Consider the following 17,244-nt stretch of genomic DNA (forward strand, 5'->3'; position numbering starts at 1 on the left):
GGCGGCAGGCCGCTTCCCGGAGCTTAGGGTGTCCGGACGCCGGCGCGTTCGAAGTGAGGTGGGGATGCCGCATCCGGCACGGGGCACCGTGACGCTGCACGACGTGGCCGCGGCCGCCGGAGTTTCGCTGGCCACCGCATCGCGGGTGCTGGGCGCCAGCTCGCGGACCGTCGCGCCCGAGTACCGGAAGCGTGTGCTGGCCGCGGCCGAGCGGCTGCGGTACAGCGCGGACGCGGCCGCACGGGCGATGCGCGGCACGAGCAGCTCGCTGGCGCTGGTCGCCGACGACCTCACCACGCCGTCGATGGCCATCGTGGTGTCGGCGATGGAGCGGGCGGCCAGCACCACCGGCGCGTTCGTCACGGTGTCGGCGACCCACGGCGATCCCGCACGCCAGCTCGAGACGATCCGCCACGTCCGGGCCCTGCGGCCACGGGCGCTGGTCCTCACCTCCGGCCGGGTCGACGCCGGCGCGCTGTCCGGGCGGCTGCTCGAAGAACTGCGCGCCTACGAGCGTGACGGGGGGCGGGTGGTCGTCGTCGGCGACACGGACCTGCCGTTCCACTCGGTCGGCTTCGACAACCGGGGCGCCGCTCGCCGGCTCGGCGAGTTCGTGGCCGAGACCGGGCACCGGCGTGTCGCGATCATCGCGGGCGCCCGTGACCAGGCCGCTCCGGCCGCCCGGACCGCCGGCTTCGTCGACGGCCTGCGGGCCGGCGGGGTCGCGGAGGCCGACGTGCGGATCGTGCACTGCGCGGTGAGCCGGGAAGGCGGGCTCGAGGCGGGCCGGCGGCTGGTCGCCGGCGGGCTCGCCGGGACCGATGCCGTGATGGCGGCGAACGACCTGATCGCGGTCGGTGCGCTCCGGGCCTTCCGCGAGGCCGGGGTGGCGGTGCCGCGCGACGTGTCGCTGACCGGGTTCGACGACATCCGGCTGGCCGTCAACGTCACGCCGCGGCTCACCACCGTGGCGCTGCCGCTCGCCTACGCCGGCACGGAGGCGATCCGGCTCGCGCTCGGCGAGCCCGGCGCGATCACCCACGTGACCGTCGAAGGACGTCTGGTGGTCCGCGACAGCACCGCCGAACGCACCGGTTGATCGGCTCTTGACGGTCGGGGTGCCGCACGCCACACTCCAGGAATGCGTTTTCCGAGACTCACCGAAGAGTCGACGGCGTGAGCACCCTCGACGAACTCCGTGGACTGCGCCGCCGCGGCGTGCGGTCCTCCGGGCGGAACAACAAGGCCGCGTTCTGGTTCCTGCTGCCGTGGTTCGCCGGGCTGGTGTTCTTCACCGCCGGGCCGGTCGCGGCGTCACTCGGGCTCGGGTTCACGAAGTACAACCTGATCCAGCCGCCCCGGTTCATCGGGCTGGGCAACTTCGCCCGGATCTTCACCGACGAACGGCTGCACAACGCGCTGGGCGTGACCTTCACCTACGTCCTGGTGTCCGTGCCCTTGCAGCTGGCGTGCGCGCTGGGGATCGCGATGCTGCTGGACCGGGGCATGCGGGGGCTGGCGTTCTACCGATCGGCGTTCTACCTGCCGTCGCTGCTCGGCTCGAGCGTGGCGATCGCCGTGCTGTGGCGGCAGATCTTCGGCACCGAGGGGCTGGTCAACCGGGTGCTCGGTCTCTTCGGCATCAGCGGGCACGGCTGGATCTCCGACCCGTCTTCCGCGCTGTCCACCCTGATCGTGCTCAATGTGTGGACCTTCGGCGCGCCGATGGTCATCTTCCTGGCCGGGCTGCGGCAGATCCCCACGATGTACTACGAAGCCGCGGCCATCGACGGGGCGGGGAAGTGGACGCGGTTCCGGCGGATCACCCTGCCGCTGCTGTCCCCGATCGTCTTCTTCAACCTGGTGCTGCAGATCATCCACGCCTTCCAGTCGTTCACCCAGGCGTTCGTCGTCTCCGGCGGCACCGGCGGTCCCTCCGACTCGACCATGCTCTACACGCTGTACCTGTACCAGCAGGGTTTCGCGCGGTTCGACATGGGTTACGCCTCGGCACTGGCGTGGTCGCTGCTGCTGGTGATCGGCGGGATCACCGGCCTCAACTTCTGGGCGTCGAGGTTCTGGGTGTTCTATGACGACTGAGCTCGCGCGCCTGAGGACCGCCGGCAAGCACCTCGGCCTGGTGCTGCTCGCGGTGGTCATGCTGTATCCGGTGCTGTGGATGGTCGTCAGCTCGCTGCGGCCGAACGACGAGATCTTCCGCAGCCCGGGCTTGGTGCTGGACCACCTGCGGGTGCAGAACTACGCCGACGGCTGGACCGCGCTCGCGTCGCCGTTCGGCCACTACCTGGTCAACTCGGCGATCGTCGTGCTGGGCTGCATCCTCGGCAACCTGGTGTCGTGCTCGATGGCCGCCTACGCCTTCGCGCGCCTGGAGTTCACCGGCAAACGCTGGTGGTTCGCGGTCATGCTCGGCACCATCATGTTGCCGGTCCACGTGATCATCGTGCCGCAGTACATCCTGTTCTCCCAGCTGGGCTGGGTGAACACGTTCCTGCCGCTGATCGTGCCGAAGGTGCTGGCCACCGACGCGTTCTTCGTGTTCCTGATGGTGCAGTTCATCCGCGGGCTGCCGCGGGAGCTGGACGAGGCGGCGCGGATCGACGGGTGTGGCCACCCCCGGATCTTCCTGCGGATCATCCTGCCGCTGATGAAACCGGCGCTGGCCACCACGACGATCTTCACGTTCATCTGGACGTGGAACGACTTCTTCAGCCAGCTGATCTACCTGACCGACCCGCAGATGTACACGGTGCCGGTCGCCCTGCGCTCGTTCGTCGACGCCACGTCGACCACGTCGTGGGGCTCGTTGTTCGCGATGAGCGTGCTCTCCCTCCTCCCGATCTTCCTGGCCTTCCTCTTCGGACAGCGCTACCTCGTCCGCGGGATCGCCACGACCGGGGGCAAGTAGCTCGGAAAGGAACCAAGGTCATGCGGATGAGACACCTCGTCGGGGCGGTTCTGCTGACGATGGCCGCGTCCCTGCCGGTCGCCTGTTCGTCCGCCTCCGGCGGCGGCGACGAGCTGTCGGCGGGACCGGTGACGCTGCGCTTTTCCTGGTGGGGCGCCGACGACCGGCACAAGCGGACGCAGCAGGTGATCGAGCTGTTCCAGAAGAAGCACCCGAACATCACCGTGCGCGGGGAGTTCAAGGACTGGAACAGCTACTGGGACAGCCTCGCCACGACCGTCGCGGCCAACGACGCGCCCGACGTCATCCAGATGGACGAGCTCTACCTGGCTTCCTACGCCCAGCGCGGCGCGCTGCTGGACCTGAACACCGAGAAGACGCACCTGAAGACCGGCGACTTCGACCCCAAGGCCCTCGCGACCGGCACCATCGACGGACAGCAGTACGGCCTGCCGGTGGGCCTCGGCTCCTACGCGATCGTGGCCAACACCGACCTGCTGGCCAAGTACCACGTGCCGCTTCCGGACGACGCGACCTGGACGTGGGACGACTTGAAGAAGGTGGGGGAGCAGGTGTCGAAGGCCGGCGGCGGCTCGGTGTGGGGCGTGCAGTCCCCGGGCTTCAGCGACGCCGGTGGCCTGCAGACGTGGGCTCGCCAGGCGGGCGGGTCCCTGTTCGACGACAAGGGCAACGTCGCCATCCCGCCCGAAGTCCTCACCCGCTACTTCGCCTACCTGCTCGACCTGGCGCACGGCGGGGCCGCGCCGCCGCCGTCGGTCACCATCGAGAAGGCGGGCGGGACGCTCGCCCAGACGGCCGTGGCGACCAATGCCACCGCGTTCGGCTTCTGCTGGAACACCCAGCTGACCGCGCTCTCGGCGGCCAGCGGCCAGAAACTCAAGCTGCTGAAGCTGCCCGGTAACGGGCAGGCGCCCGCCGCGTACTACAAGCCGTCGATGTTCTGGTCGGTCTCGGCGCGCTCCCAGCATCCGGCGGAGGCCGCGCTGCTGCTGGACTTCCTGGCCAACGACCCGGACGCGGCGAAGATCATGCTGACCGACCGCGGCGTCCCGGCGAACCCGAAGATCCGCGCGGCCATCGACGGCAGCCTCAAGCCCACCGACAAGGCCGCGGCCGACTTCCTGACCCAGCTCAAGGTCAGCGACCCGCCACGGGTCACCCCCAACGGCGCGAGCACCGTCGAGACGATCCTCAAGCGACACGCCGAAGACGTCCTGTTCGCCCGGGCCACCCCGGACGCGGCGGCGAAGGCGTTCAGCACCGAACTGCAGGCCGACGTCGACGCCGCGAAGTAAGTCCCCGGCCGGAGAAGGGAGCGCCATGCCGGCGCCGATCCACCGCATCGCGATCGTCGGAACCGGGGCGATCGCGACCGCCCACGCCGCGGCGATGCGCGCGGCGGGCAGACGGGCCCGCCTGGTCTCCGTCGTCGACCTCGAACCCGGCCGGGCCCGGGCGTTCGCCGCCGAACACGACGTTCCCAGCGTGTACCCCAGCCTGGCCGAGCTGCTGGCGCACGAGGACGTGGACCTCGTGCACCTGTGCACCCCGCCGCGGCAGCACACGCCACTGGCGATCGAGTGCCTCGATGCCGGTGTCAGCGTGCTGGTGGAGAAGCCACCGGCGCTGTCACTGGCCGAAATGGACGCACTGGTCGCGGCGGAACGCCGTTCGAGCGCCCATGTCGCCACCGTCTTCCAGCACCGCTTCGGGGCCGCGGCGGTCCGGCTCCGCGCGCTGACCGAGGCGGGCCGGCTGGGCAGGCCGCTGCTCGCCACCTGCGCCACCCTCTGGTACCGCGACGACGACTACTTCGCGGTGCCGTGGCGGGGTTCCTGGGACAGCGAAGGCGGCGGCCCGACGATGGGCCACGGCATCCATCAGTTCGACCTGCTGCTGTCCGTGCTCGGGCCCTGGCGGGAAATCCGTGCGCTCGCTGCGAAGCGGGCTCGCGCCGTGCACACCGAGGACGTGTCGATGGCGTTGGTGACCTTCGCCGGCGGAGCGGTGGCGACGGTCGTGAACTCCGTGCTCTCCCCGCGGGAAACGTCTTCGCTGAGGTTCGACTACGAGCACGCCACGGTGGAGGTGGAGCATTTGTACGGATACACCGACGACGACTGGACGGTGACCCCGGCGCCGGGGCACGAGGACGTCCTGTCGCGGTGGCCCGGCGGTGCGCCGAGCTCACCCAGCAGCCACGACCACCAGCTGACGGCGGTGCTCGACGCGCTCGACCGGGGCGACCCGCCACCGGTGACGAGCGCGGACGCGCGGAACACCATGGAATTCGTCACCGCGCTGTACGCGTCCGCCTTCACCGGACAGCCGGTCCGCAGCGGGGAAATCACCGCGGAGAACCCGTTCTACCGGCGGATGGACGGGACCGGAGCACCGTGGGCGGTGGTGGCTCGATGAACCTCGCGGTCGACTGGGCGGACGACGTCCTGACGGTGCGCGCCGGCGAGACCGAACTGTTCCGCTACGTGTGCCGGCCGGACGCGTCGCCGTTCGAAGGCCCGAAGCCGTACCTGCACCCCGTGCGCACGCTCGCGGGCGATGTCGTGACGGCCTACCGGCCGAACGACCACCGGTGGCACAAGGGCCTCCAGATGACCGCGACGGACGTGTCCGGGCAGAACTTCTGGGGCGGCGTCACCTATGTGCGGGACCGCGGGTACGTGGAGCTCCCGAACGTCGGCACCATGCGGCACGAGGACCTCGTGCCGCACTGCGCCGGCTTCGCCGAACGGCTGACCTGGCACACCCAGGCGGGCGAACACTGGGTGGACGAGATCCGGGAGCTCGCCGTCCAGGACGTCGAGGACGGCTCGTGGGCCCTGCGGTTCGGCACCGAGCTGACGAACGTCCGCGGCGCACCGCTCGTCTTCGGCAGCCCGACGACGAGCGGGCGGGACCTGGCCGGGTACACCGGGCTGTTCTGGCGCGGGCCACGGGCGTTCACCGGTGGCGAGGTGATCGCCGCGGACGGCCAGGGTGGTCCGGAGATGATGGGCCGGGAAGCGTCGTGGCTCGCCTACATCGGGCAGCACGACGAAGTGGACCGGGCCTCGACGCTGCTGTTCCTCGACCACCCCGGCAACGAGCGCACGCGCTGGTTCGTGCGCACCACCCCGTTCCCCGCGGTGAACCCGTCGTTCGCGTTCTTCGACAAGCTCGTCCTCGAGCCCGGGGAGACCTTGCGGCTGCATTACCGCGTCGTGGTGGCCAACGGGGCGTGGGACCGGGCGCGCATCGAGTCCTATGTGGAGAGTCATCGGTGGCCGCGCCGCGATTCGATGAATTCGACCGAAGGGAACGAATGACTCCATTCAACGGAGTCTTGTCAGGACGGCACATATGAGGTTCCATTATCACCAATAGCGCGTGCAGGTGTTTTGAACGTTCAATTCGGACCCGCGCGACTCGTCGTCGGTCAAAGGAGATCGAATGACCGTTTATGGAACTCCGGAAGAAAAGCCAGGAATCGGTTCGGCCCGGATCGGGCGCCGCAGTGTGCTGCTCGGTGCGGCCGCCGGCGTGGGCGCGCTCGCCTTGGGAGCGCATACCGCGAATGCCGCGGCCGCCTTCTTCAAAGGCGCGGACATCAGCTGGGCGCCGCAGATGGAGGCCCATGGCTACATCTGGAAGAACGCTGCCGGGCAGAGCCAGGACCTGCTGACCATCCTCAAAGGCTACGGTATCAACGCCATCCGGTTGCGCACGTTCGTCAACCCGCCCAGTGATCCGGCCAACGGCCACTGCAGCATCACCGAAGTCGCCGCCTTCGCCAAGCGGGTCCGGGACGCGGGTATGGCCATCATGCTGGACTACATGTTCGGCGACACCTGGAACTCCGTCGGCGTGCAGAACCCGCCCGGGGCCTGGAAGAACATGAACTACAACCAGATGCTGTCGGCCATGAACTCCTACGTCAACCAGACGATGAACGTCATGAAGAGAAACGACGTCCTGCCCACCTGGGTGCAGATCGGCAACGAGATCAACAGCGGCATCTGCCGCCCGGTCGGCGGCGTCTCGAACCCCGCCCAGATGACCGGCCTGCTCAACGCCGCCTACAACCAGGTCAAGCAGGTCTCGCCGACCACGACTGTGTGCATCCACCTCGCCCAGCCCCAGAAGTACGATTCGATGCAGACGTTCTTCAGCCGCTACGCCGGCAACGGCGGCAAGTGGGACATGTCCGTGTTCTCCTCCTACGGCAGCGCGAGCCTGGCGGCCGGAATCGTCGGCAACATGAAGAAGATCTCCGACGCCTACCGCAAGCCGTTCCTGCAGAGCGAATTCGGTGGCCCCGTCAGCAAGGTCTCCGCCACCAAAGCCTCATTGGTCGCCTACCTTGGCGCACTCAAGAGCAGCGGCGGGCAGGGCCTCTTCTACTGGGAGCCCGAGGGCTACTCGCCGTTCACCGGCTACGCCAACGTCGCCTGGGACGCCGCCACCCGACGGCCCACCGCCATCATGGACGGCTTCCGGTGAGCCGGGCGGGGTTCTCGGCGCGAGTCGCCGCGCTGCTCGTGGCCGGGCTCCTCGTGAGCGAGGGCGCGGCCGGTGCGACGACGGCGGGTGTGGACTACTCGTTCAATGTCCCGCCCGGCGACTACGAGGTCACGGTGACCTTGGGCAGCGCGAGCCAGGCCGCGCAGACCGGTGTCCAGGTCGAGGCCCTCCGCACGGTGCTCGCACCCGTGAACACCCGGGCCGGGGAGTTCCGCCGGGAGGTGTTCGACGTCAACGTCCGCAGCCCGGAAAGCATGCCCACCGGCGAGGAGGGAACGGGAACGCCCGGCTTGCAGGTCCACCTCACCGGCAGTCACCCGGCCGCGTCGAACGTCTCGGTGAAGCCGGTGCGCCGGCCGCGGCTGTTCGTGGTCAGCGACTCCACCGCGTCGGACTGGCTCAACGGGCCGAAGCGGGGGTGGGCGCAGGAACTGCCGCAGCTGCTCAAACCGGGGATCGTGGTCGCCAACTACGCGGACTCGGGGGAGAGCACGGTCAGCTGGCTGAGCAACCCGCGGCTGTTCGCCACCGTGCAGCCGCTGATCCAGCCCGGCGACGAAGTGCTGATCCAGCTGGCCCACAACGACAAAACCACGCCCGAGGCCACGTTCCGGGCCAACCTGGGCAAGCTCGTCGACGGCGTCCGCCGGCGAGGCGGGCTCCCCGTCCTGGTCACCCCGCCGGTGCGGCACCTGTTCGGGACGAACGGCAAGCTGACCCCGACCGGGCTGGTGGTCAACACCCTCGGCGTCAACCTGCCCGCGGTCATCCGCGACGTCGCCGGCAAGCTCGGCACGCCGTTGGTCGACCTCACCGCGCGCAGCCAGGCCCTGCTGGAGAAGCTGGGAGAAAGCGCTTCCTGGCCGATCTACCTGACCACCCAGCACGACGGGGTCCAGGACTCGACGCACTTCTCCGAGTACGGCGGAACGGTCATGGCCGGCCTCGTCACCCAGGGCATCGCCGACGCTCACCTGCCCGCCGCGGCGTTCGTGAAGACGTCGGCGGGCGCCGCACCGGACTGCGCGACGCAACCGGCGACGCCGCACGCGGCGGCCGCGGCCACGGTCAAGGTCTGGCTCGCCGGTGACTCGACGATGGCGGATCCGAAGTCCTCGTGCCCGGTCGGCTGGGGCGCGAGGTTCGACGCGCTGTTCACCGACCAGGTGACGGTGGTCAACAAAGCCGTGTCGGGCCGCAGCATCCAGACGTGGCTGTACGAGTCGAACGTCACCGGCACCAAGAACTCCGCCGGGGAATGCGTGGTGAGCCCGAACGCGTTCGCCCAGCGGTGGCGGGACATGCTCGATCCGGCGAACGGGATGCACACCGGCGACTACCTGTTCATCCAGTTCGGCATCAACGACAGCGACCGGAACTGCCCGCGGCACGTCGGCCCGGCCCGCTACCAGAGCCTGCTCACCACGATGGTCGACGCGGCCAAGAGCCGGGGTGCCCACCCGGTCCTGCTGACCCCGGTCGCGGCGATCACGTGCAGCGGAAACACGGCGGTCGGGAACCGGGGATTCCTTGCCCCGACGACGGCAGCGGGTACCGCGACCGGCACGCCGGTGATCGACCTGCACAAGCTGAGCTACACCCTCTACAACACCCTCAAGCTGTGCCCCAACAACGGCGACTACACCAAGGGAGCCGTCGGGGCCTTCTTCTGCAACGACCACACCCATTTCGAGGCCGCGGGCGCGGACCGGATCGCCCGGGTCGTCGCCAAGGCGCTGCGCGATCAGAAGATCGGCCTCGCCGGCTACCTCAAGTAGCCGAAGGCCCCAACCCCAGGGAGTCATCAATGACGATGCACCGCAGGACGTTCCTCAGCATGACCGCCGTCGGCGCGGCGGGCGCGGGTCTGGCCCTGCTCGGCGCCGGACCGGCCCTGGCCACTCTCGCGCCGCTCGGCCCCGCCCCGGCCACCCCGTTCGCCGTCGGCGTGCGCAAGTACGACTGGAAGCGCGGCAGCCGTCCCTGCACCACCTACGTCTACTACCCGGCCACCGGAACGGCCGGCGGCAACCCGGTGACGAACGCCCCCGTCGCGGGCGGCGTCTTCCCCATCTACAACTTCACCCACGGCTTCGGCAGCAGCCCGCAGAACTCCCTGTTCATCATCAAGGCCCTCGCCGCAGCGGGCTTCGTCGTACCCGCCCCGTACTTCAACCACAACTTCGGTGACGTCAACAACGGAAACACCTCCAAGGACGTCTCCCAGATCCTCACCAACACCCTCGCCCTCAACGCGAGCGGTCCGCTGGCCGGGCACATCAACACCGGCATCGGTGTCGGTGTCTCCGGCCACTCCCTCGGCGGCATGGTCACCCACGGCCTGCTCACCTCCTGGCCCGACAGCCGGATCGTCTCCGCCAACCCTCAGTCCTGTGTGGACATGGGTAACCCCGCTGCCTCGGTCAACGCCAAGGTCCTGTTCGTGCACGGCGACCGGGACACCACCTGCGCCTACTCTTCGGCCCGGCAGGCCTACAACGAGATCAGGTGGCCCAAGGCGTTCCTCACCTTCGTCGGCGGCAGTCACACGAGTTTCTGGAGTGACAACCGATTCCCGAAGACCGTGGTCGACTGGGCGCGCTGGACCATGTACGGCGACACCGCCGCGCGGGACCGCCTCGCGTCCGACGCGTCCGGTTCCAAGGTCAAGTGGGAAGCCAAGCTGGGCTGAGCGCACCAGCCGACCAGGAGGAGATCCGTGCGAAGAGCACTCACGCGGCTCGGCGCGCTGCTGGCCGCGGTCACGCTGCTCGTCACCGCCCAGGTTCTGGTCGTGGTAGGCCGCGCGTCGGCGGCAGACGCGTTCACCGGCTACCTGATGGCGTACTTCAGCGGGGAAAGCCCGACGGGCGAGCAGATCCACCTTGCCCACAGCAAGGACGGGCTGCACTGGCGCGACCTGAACAACGGTGCTCCGGCGCTGGTGTCCACAGTGGGCACCAAAGGCGTCCGCGATCCCGCGATCCTCCGGTCCCCGAAGGGCGACCGGTTCTGGATCATCGCGACCGACCTGCGCATCGCCAGTGGCACGTCGTGGAACGACGCGCGGGAGCACGGCAGCACCCGGATCGTCGTGTGGGAGTCCGCGGATCTCGTGAACTGGTCCGCGCCGCGCCTGCTGGACGTGGCCGGCGCGATCCCCGCCGCGGGCAATGCGTGGGCGCCCGAAGCGATCTTCGACCCCGCGTCCGGTGACTACGTCCTCTACTGGTCGACCAACGCGACCCTGGACGGCCGCCGGAAGCAACGCGTCCACTACGCGCGCACCCGCGACTTCCGCACGGTCGGCCCGCCCGCCGTCTTCATCGAACGACCGGGTTACGTCCTCGACACCCAGATCGTGACGTCACCCACCGGCGTCGGTGGCTTCCGCTACTACCGCGCCTCGGCCGACGGGCAGATCACCGTCGAGGGCGCCAACCGGATCCTCGGCCCGTGGACCCGGATCGGCGATCTCTCCGCGCTGGGGATTTCCAACGGCGCGACCGGCGGCACCGTGGTCGAGGCGCCGATGTGGATGCCGGTCAACGGGCGCACCGAGTGGGTGCTCTGGCTCGATCAGTTCAAGACGGGCAGAGGCTACCTGCCGCTCGCATCCACCAACCTCGGCAACACGGGCAACTTCCACCGGGTGACCGGCTACTCACTCGGCGGCACCCTCAAACGCCACGGCGGGATCATCGGCCTGACCGCCGCGGAGGAGAGTCGCGTGCTGGCCAAGTGGGGCGAATCCCGATCCACCTGACCCGAGGAGGACAGTTGTCCCTCAAGATTTTACTCACCATGGTGCTCGCCGCCCTGGGGTTGTCGCTGGCCGCCCCGGCGGGTGCGGCTCCCGTGACGGTGACCAACGCGACGCAGTTCAAGGACACGTCCGGCACTGTCGTGCACGCCCACGGCGGTGGCATGCTCAAGGTGGGCGGCTACTACTACTGGTTCGGGGAGAACCGCAACCCGGACAACACCTTCCGCGCGGTGTCGGTCTACCGCTCCACGGACCTGCGGACCTGGGAGTTCCGCAACAACGTCCTCACGCAGGCGTCGAACCCGGAGCTGAACCTCGCGAACATCGAGCGTCCGAAGGTGGTCTACAACAGTTCCACCCGGCAGTTCGTCATGTGGATGCACAAGGAGAACGGCAAGGATTACAGCCAGGCCAGGGCGGCGGTGGCGACATCGGCCACCGTGGACGGGAACTACACCTGGCGCGGCAGCTTCCGTCCGCTGGGCAACATGTCCCGGGACATCACGCTCTTCCGCGACGACGACGGCACGGGATACATGGTCTCCGCCGCGCGCAACAACGCCGACCTGAACGTCTACCGGCTCACCGCGGACTACCTCGGGGTGGCCAGCCTGGTGCGCACGCTGTGGCCGGGATCGTCGCGGGAGGCGCCGGCCCTGTTCAAACGCGGCGGGAAGTACTTCCTGCTGACCTCGGGTGCGACGAACTGGCAGCCGAACCAGCAGAAGTACGCGACGGCGAGCAGTATCGCCGGCTCTTGGACCTCACTGTCCAATGTGGGCAACAGCACCGCCTACGGCTCCCAGACGGCGTTCGTGGTGGCCGTCCAGGGAACGCAGGCCACCTCGTACCTCTACCTCGGTGACCGCTGGGCGGGTGCGTGGAACCGCCCGGTGAACGAGTCGCAGTACGTGTGGCTTCCGCTGGCGTTCCCGACGGCGACCACGATGACGATGAGCTGGTTCCCGCGAGTGAGCATCGACACGGCCACCGGCGTCGTGGCCGGCATGCCGTAGCGAAACGGAAGGAATCTCATGGCCACCAGAACCGGATCGTGGTTCAGATCCGTCGCCGTCGCGTCGGGCTTCCTCATCGGCGCGGCGGGCACCATGGCGCTCCCGGGAGAGGCCGCCGGCGCGGCCGTCGCCCAGGTCTCTCCGGCCGCTGCCCAGACGATCCAGAACATCGGGGCGTCCGGGGCCTGGTGGGTCAACGACCTGGCCCGCTTCGCCCCGGCCACCCGGCAGCGGGTGGCGGACCTGCTCTTCGGCCCGAACGGGATCCAGCTGTCCGCCTACCGGTTCAACATCGGCGGCGGCGGGACCGGCGTGGCCGCCGGTGACCGGGCGCCGCAGACTTTCCTGGTTTCGCCGGGCCGCTACGACTGGAACCGCGACCCCGGCGGCACGGCGTTCCTGCGCTACGCTGCCCAGTACGGGGTTCCAGACATCGTCGGGTTCGTCAACAGCGCTCCGGCGGTATGGACGAGCAACGGCAAGGCCTGCGGCGGGGACCTGAAATCGGGCTCTACCCAGGCGTACGCAGGCTATCTGGCCGACATCGTCACGCACTTCCGCGCCGAGGGCGTGAAGATCAACTACGTCAGCCCGATGAACGAACCGCGCGTCTCCTTCTCCGACTGCCACCAGGAAGGCATGCACGTCGCTCCGGGCCAGCGTGACGACATCGTGCGCGCGGTAGGGCAGACCCTGGCGTCCCGGGCTCCGGGCACGCGTGTCATCGCCGACGAGTCCGACCACGTCGACAAGTTCCTGTCCGAAGTACCGCAGTGGGCAGGCCAGCCCGGCACCGCGCAGTACGTGGCGGCCCTCGCCCACCACACCTACGACTTCCCGCCCGACTCGACGCTCGCGAAGATCCCGGCGTTGGCCCGGCAGTACGGCAAGCCCACCTGGGCCACCGAGCTGTGCTGCTGGAACAACCCCACCAACCCGGCCTACGGCGCCCAGTACGACCCCACGATCACCGGCGGTCTCGGCATGGCCAGCATGATGTACCGGGACTTCGCGGTCTCCGGCGACTCGGCCTTCCACTGGTGGACCGCGCTGTCGAAAGTGATGGGTTGCAACCCTGCGGGCAACGCGTCGTGCGCGACGACGATCAACGGCACCGGCTACAACGACGGGCTGATCTACTACGACCCGAACTTCGCGAGCAACGGCAATCAGAACCTGTACCTGACCAAGCGGTTCTACGCACTCGGCCAGTACAGCAAGTTCGTCCGGCCGGGATCGGTGCGGCACGCCGTGACCGGCGCCCCGAGCGGGGTGCAGATCACCGCGACCTTCCTGGGCGGCACCTGGACGCTGGTCGTGAACAACCTGAACAAGAGCGCCCAGAGCGTGAGCGTGCAGCTCCCGTCCGGCGGTCTCACGGCGACCGGCGCCTACCGCACGAGCGCCGGAGAGAACCTCGCTGCCATCGGGCTGCCGTCCGTGGCTGGCAGCACCGCGTCGCTGAGCCTTCCGGCCCAGAGCATCACGACCTACGTGTTCCGGGGCTGAACCTGCCCCTGCGGGTGGTAGGTCCGCGAAAGGTACCGGCAGCAGCGGATAGCCGGTGGCGGGCACGAGCAGCAGGCTGGGTGTTGTCCCGATCGGACCGGCGTCGCCGGTCCGCACAGCATTCAGGAGTTTCCGATGTCTCGTGTTTGGTTCATCACCGGTTCGTCGCGGGGGTTCGGCCGTGTCTGGGCGGAGGCGGCGCTCGGCCGGGGCGACCGGGTGGTCGCCACCGCCCGGGACGTCGCCGCGCTCGACGACCTTGCCCTCCGCTACGGCGACGCCGTGCTGCCGCTTCGGCTGGACGTCACCGACAGGTCCCAGGTCGAGCAGGTGGTCAAGACCGCGCACGCCCACTTCGGCAGCCTCGACGTGGTCGTCAACAACGCCGGGTACGGCTTGTTCGGGATGACCGAGGAGGTCACCGAGGACCAGGCCCGCGCGCAGTTCGAGGTCAACGTCTTCGGCGCGCTGTGGGTGACCCAGGCGGTACTGCCGTACCTGCGGGAGCAGGGCTCGGGCCACCTCGTCCAGGTGTCCTCGATCGGCGGGCTGCGCGCGTTCCCGCTGCTGGGGATCTACAACGCGTCGAAGTGGGCGCTGGAGGCGATGAGCGAGGCCCTTGCCGCCGAGGTCGCCGGGTTCGGGATCAAGGTGACGATTCTCGAACCGGCCGGCTACGCCACCGACTGGGGCGGCAGTTCGGCCGTCCAGTCGGACGCCCTGCCGGTCTACCAGGGCGTCCGCGATTTCGTCGCCGGGCTCTGGAGCGGGTCGGTGTACGGCGACCCGAAAGCGACCGCGGCCGCCGTGCTCGCGGTCGTCGACGCCGAAGAACCGCCGCTGCGGCTCTTCCTCGGCGCCGGCCAGGTCGAGCAAATGCGGGAGGAGTACGCGCGCCGCGTCGAGCTGTGGGAGCAGTGGAGCGAAGTCTCCGAAGCCGCCACGGGCACCCGGCCGAGCGCCTGACCCCCCCGGCACGGATTCGAGGAGCACTGCCATGGCTTACGCCTTCGACCCCGAACTCGCACCCTGGGTCCCCGGGATCACCGACCTGCCGTTCGCCGATCTTCCCGCCGCACGCCAGGCCGTCAAGGAGCTGACCGCCCACCTGCCGCGGTACCAGCCCGAGACGCCGGTCGAGGTGCGCGACCGGCACGTCCCGGGGCCGCAGGGGGCTCCGCGGGTGCCGGTGCGGATCTACACCCCGGCCGGTGGGACGGCGCCCGGCCGGCCGGGCCTGGTCTACCTGCACGGCGGCGGGTTCGTCGTCGGCGACATCGAGTTCTGCCACGCCGACGCACTGCGGATCGCCGACCAGGTCGGCGTGGTCGTGGTGTCGGTGGACTACCGGCTCGCCCCGGAGCACCCGTTCCCGGCCGCGCTCGAGGACAGCTACGCCGCGCTGGTGTGGACCGCCGCGCACGCCGCGGAGCTGGGCATCGATCCGGCGCGGCTGGCCGTCGGCGGGGAGAGCGCCGGCGGCGGGCTCGCCGCGGCCGTCGCGCTGCTGTCCCGCGATCGCGGCGGCCCGGCGCTGTGCTTGCAGTACCTGGCCGTCCCGGAGCTGGACGACCGGCTGGAGACACCGTCGATGCGGGCGTTCACCGACACGCCGGTGTGGAACCGGCCGATCGCCGAGATCAGCTGGACCCACTACCTGGCCGGCGACGGCCGCCGGGACGTCTCCCCGTACGCGGCACCGGCGCGAGCCGCGGACCTGTCCGGGCTGCCGCCGTCGCTGGTCACCGTGGCCGAGTTCGACCCGCTGCGGGACGAAGGCCTGGCCTACGCGCAGCGGCTGGTGCAGGCGGGTGTGCCGACCGAACTGCACCTGTACCGGGGAACGTTTCACGGCTCCGGGATGGTCGCGCAGGCGGCGATCAGCCGGCGGATGGCCGCCGACATCCACGAGGGACTGCGGCGCGGCCTGAGGGCGGACTGACCGGGGGAGGGGATGCCGTTGCCGGCCGGGCCCGGGCCCGGCCGGCAACGGTCAGCCGACCTCGATGGCGCGTTCGGGACAGCTGTTCGCGGCCGAGCGGACCGCATCGGTGAACTCGGCAGGGACGTCCTCGGTGCGCACCTCGGCGTAGCCGTCGTCGTTGAGGTCGAACACCTCGGGGCAGATCGTCCAGCAGAACCCGTGTCCCCGGCAGCGATCCTGGTCGATGGCGATCTTCATCGGGTCTCCGTTTCGGCGGGTGTGAATTCGAGGTGCAGCTCGGTCAGGCCGCGCAGCACGAACGTGGGCAGGTACCGGTAGCGGCGGGCGCCGGCCGGGCCGTGCACGCGCTCGTTGATGCGGATGTCGGTGGTGCGGTCGAGCAGCCGTTCGAGGCTGATCCGGGTCTCGGCGCGGGCCAGCGGTGCGCCCGGGCAGCTGTGGATCCCGCGGCCGAAGGCGATGTGCTGGCGGGCGTTGCGGCGCCGGGGGTCGAACGTCCCCGGCTCCTCGAACCGGCGCGGGTCGCGGTTGGCGGCGCCGTTGAGCACCATGACCGTGGCACCGGCCGGGATGTCCACCCCGCCGATCGTCGTCGGGACCTTCGCGAGCCGGAAATCCCCCTTGATCGGGCTTTCCGTGCGCAGCGCCTCTTCGATGAAGTTCGGGAGGAGGCTGCGGTCCTCCCGCACCTGCCGCTGGATGTCGGGCCGCTCGGCCAGCACCTTGAGCGAGGTGCTCAGCAACCGGACGGTGGTCTCCTGCCCGGCGGAGAACAGGTTGGCCGCAACGCGCACCACGTCGGACACCGCGGGAGTCGAGCCGTCGGGGAAGGTCGCGGTCGCCAGGCCGGTCAGGACGTCCTCCCGCGGTTCGCGGCGCCGGTCTTCGACGTAAGCCGTGAACCGCTCGTACAGGAACTCCAGCGGGTGGTGACGCAGGCTCTCCGAGCTGGTGCTGCCGATGCCGCCGTCGCCGGACGGCCGGTGCCGCAGCGCCTCGGCGAACTCCTGCTGGTCCTCCGGCGGCACGCCCAGCAGATCCGCGATCACGAACAGGGTGAACGGGCCGGCGTACTCGGCGATGAAGTCGCCCTCCCCGCGCGCCAGCAGGGGATCCAGCACCTGGTCGGCGAAGGACCACATGAACTCCTCGTTCTCCTTCAGCCGCTTCGGCGTGATCAGCCGCATCAGCAGGGCCCGGTGGTCGGTGTGCACCGGGGGATCGAGGGTCGGCAGCTGGTCGCTCATCGGGAGCCGGTGGCGGTGCTGTTCGATCAGCTCGGTGACGTCGTCGCCCTCGAGGGGCAGCGGGAACCCGGGAAAGGGGCCGGTCACCGAGTTGCAGGACGAAAACGTCGTGGCGTCGTGCAGGACCTCGACCGCCTCGTCGTAGCCGGTCACCATCGTCACGCCGTGGTGGGGTTCGCGCCGCACCGGGCACTGGTCTCGCAGCGCGTCGAAGTACGGGTACGGGTCCGCCGCCAGCGCCGGGTCCCGGAAGAAGTTCCTCGCCGTCGAATCTGTCATCGTCTCCATCG

Annotated in this window: 16 protein-coding genes; 14 read left to right on the forward strand and 2 right to left on the reverse strand. The window is 69.7% G+C overall.

The window, feature by feature from the left end:
- Positions 1-64 precede the first annotated feature (64 nt).
- The 14 genes from ABJI51_RS03915 to ABJI51_RS03980 all read left to right on the forward strand — a co-directional run bounded on the left by ABJI51_RS03915 (position 65) and on the right by ABJI51_RS03980 (position 15,704).
- Positions 65-1,099: a LacI family DNA-binding transcriptional regulator gene (locus ABJI51_RS03915; protein ID WP_348947526.1), complete on the forward strand. Its 1,035-nt coding sequence runs from the start codon at positions 65-67 to the stop codon at positions 1,097-1,099.
- A gap of 77 nt (positions 1,100-1,176) precedes the next feature.
- A complete protein-coding gene (locus tag ABJI51_RS03920; RefSeq protein WP_348947527.1) occupies positions 1,177-2,100 on the forward strand; it encodes a carbohydrate ABC transporter permease in 924 nt (307 codons plus the stop codon).
- Positions 2,090-2,929 carry a carbohydrate ABC transporter permease gene (locus ABJI51_RS03925; protein WP_348947528.1) on the forward strand — a complete coding sequence of 280 codons (840 nt, stop codon included), beginning with the start codon at positions 2,090-2,092 and terminating at the stop codon, positions 2,927-2,929. The genes ABJI51_RS03920 and ABJI51_RS03925 overlap by 11 nt, the downstream gene beginning before the upstream one ends.
- Before the next feature lie 20 nt (positions 2,930-2,949).
- On the forward strand, positions 2,950-4,245 hold the full coding sequence (locus tag ABJI51_RS03930) for an ABC transporter substrate-binding protein (RefSeq protein ID WP_348947529.1): 1,296 nt from the start codon (positions 2,950-2,952) through the stop codon (positions 4,243-4,245).
- Positions 4,246-4,270: 25 nt separating this feature from the next.
- Positions 4,271-5,368 (forward strand): Gfo/Idh/MocA family protein, encoded by a 1,098-nt coding sequence (locus ABJI51_RS03935; RefSeq protein ID WP_348947530.1) that lies wholly within the window; start codon positions 4,271-4,273, stop codon positions 5,366-5,368.
- Positions 5,365-6,276: a DUF6807 domain-containing protein gene (locus ABJI51_RS03940; protein WP_348947531.1), complete on the forward strand. Its 912-nt coding sequence runs from the start codon at positions 5,365-5,367 to the stop codon at positions 6,274-6,276. Before ABJI51_RS03935 ends, ABJI51_RS03940 begins: the two co-directional genes overlap by 4 nt.
- 124 nt (positions 6,277-6,400) lie before the next feature.
- Positions 6,401-7,450, forward strand: coding sequence for a glycosyl hydrolase 53 family protein (locus ABJI51_RS03945; RefSeq protein WP_348947532.1), 1,050 nt, complete (start codon positions 6,401-6,403; stop codon positions 7,448-7,450).
- On the forward strand, positions 7,447-9,249 hold the full coding sequence (locus ABJI51_RS03950; protein ID WP_348947533.1) for a GDSL-type esterase/lipase family protein: 1,803 nt from the start codon (positions 7,447-7,449) through the stop codon (positions 9,247-9,249). Before ABJI51_RS03945 ends, ABJI51_RS03950 begins: the two co-directional genes overlap by 4 nt.
- A 29-nt stretch (positions 9,250-9,278) precedes the next feature.
- Complete coding sequence (locus ABJI51_RS03955; protein WP_348947534.1) at positions 9,279-10,163, forward strand: alpha/beta hydrolase family protein; 885 nt, start codon at positions 9,279-9,281, stop codon at positions 10,161-10,163.
- Between the two features lie 27 nt (positions 10,164-10,190).
- Positions 10,191-11,237: a glycoside hydrolase family 43 protein gene (locus ABJI51_RS03960; protein ID WP_348947535.1), complete on the forward strand. Its 1,047-nt coding sequence runs from the start codon at positions 10,191-10,193 to the stop codon at positions 11,235-11,237.
- A gap of 14 nt (positions 11,238-11,251) precedes the next feature.
- On the forward strand, positions 11,252-12,253 hold the full coding sequence (locus ABJI51_RS03965) for a family 43 glycosylhydrolase (RefSeq protein WP_348947536.1): 1,002 nt from the start codon (positions 11,252-11,254) through the stop codon (positions 12,251-12,253).
- Between the two features lie 18 nt (positions 12,254-12,271).
- Positions 12,272-13,762 carry a glycoside hydrolase gene (locus ABJI51_RS03970; RefSeq protein ID WP_348947537.1) on the forward strand — a complete coding sequence of 497 codons (1,491 nt, stop codon included), beginning with the start codon at positions 12,272-12,274 and terminating at the stop codon, positions 13,760-13,762.
- Between the two features lie 135 nt (positions 13,763-13,897).
- Positions 13,898-14,728 (forward strand): SDR family NAD(P)-dependent oxidoreductase, encoded by an 831-nt coding sequence (locus tag ABJI51_RS03975; protein WP_348947538.1) that lies wholly within the window; start codon positions 13,898-13,900, stop codon positions 14,726-14,728.
- 31 nt (positions 14,729-14,759) lie between these two features.
- Positions 14,760-15,704 carry an alpha/beta hydrolase gene (locus tag ABJI51_RS03980; RefSeq protein ID WP_348947539.1) on the forward strand — a complete coding sequence of 315 codons (945 nt, stop codon included), beginning with the start codon at positions 14,760-14,762 and terminating at the stop codon, positions 15,702-15,704.
- A 51-nt stretch (positions 15,705-15,755) separates the two neighbouring features.
- On the opposite strand, the gene ABJI51_RS03985 is transcribed toward ABJI51_RS03980, so the two are convergent.
- Positions 15,756-15,944 carry a ferredoxin gene (locus tag ABJI51_RS03985; protein WP_348947540.1) on the reverse strand — a complete coding sequence of 63 codons (189 nt, stop codon included), beginning with the start codon at positions 15,942-15,944 and terminating at the stop codon, positions 15,756-15,758.
- Entirely contained in the window at positions 15,941-17,233 is a 1,293-nt protein-coding gene (locus ABJI51_RS03990; RefSeq protein ID WP_348947541.1) for a cytochrome P450, read from the reverse strand. The genes ABJI51_RS03985 and ABJI51_RS03990 overlap by 4 nt, the downstream gene beginning before the upstream one ends.
- Between the last annotated feature and the right edge of the window lie 11 nt (positions 17,234-17,244).

It is taken from the genome of Amycolatopsis melonis (genome assembly GCF_040064235.1).
Taxonomy (GTDB): domain Bacteria; phylum Actinomycetota; class Actinomycetes; order Mycobacteriales; family Pseudonocardiaceae; genus Amycolatopsis; species Amycolatopsis melonis.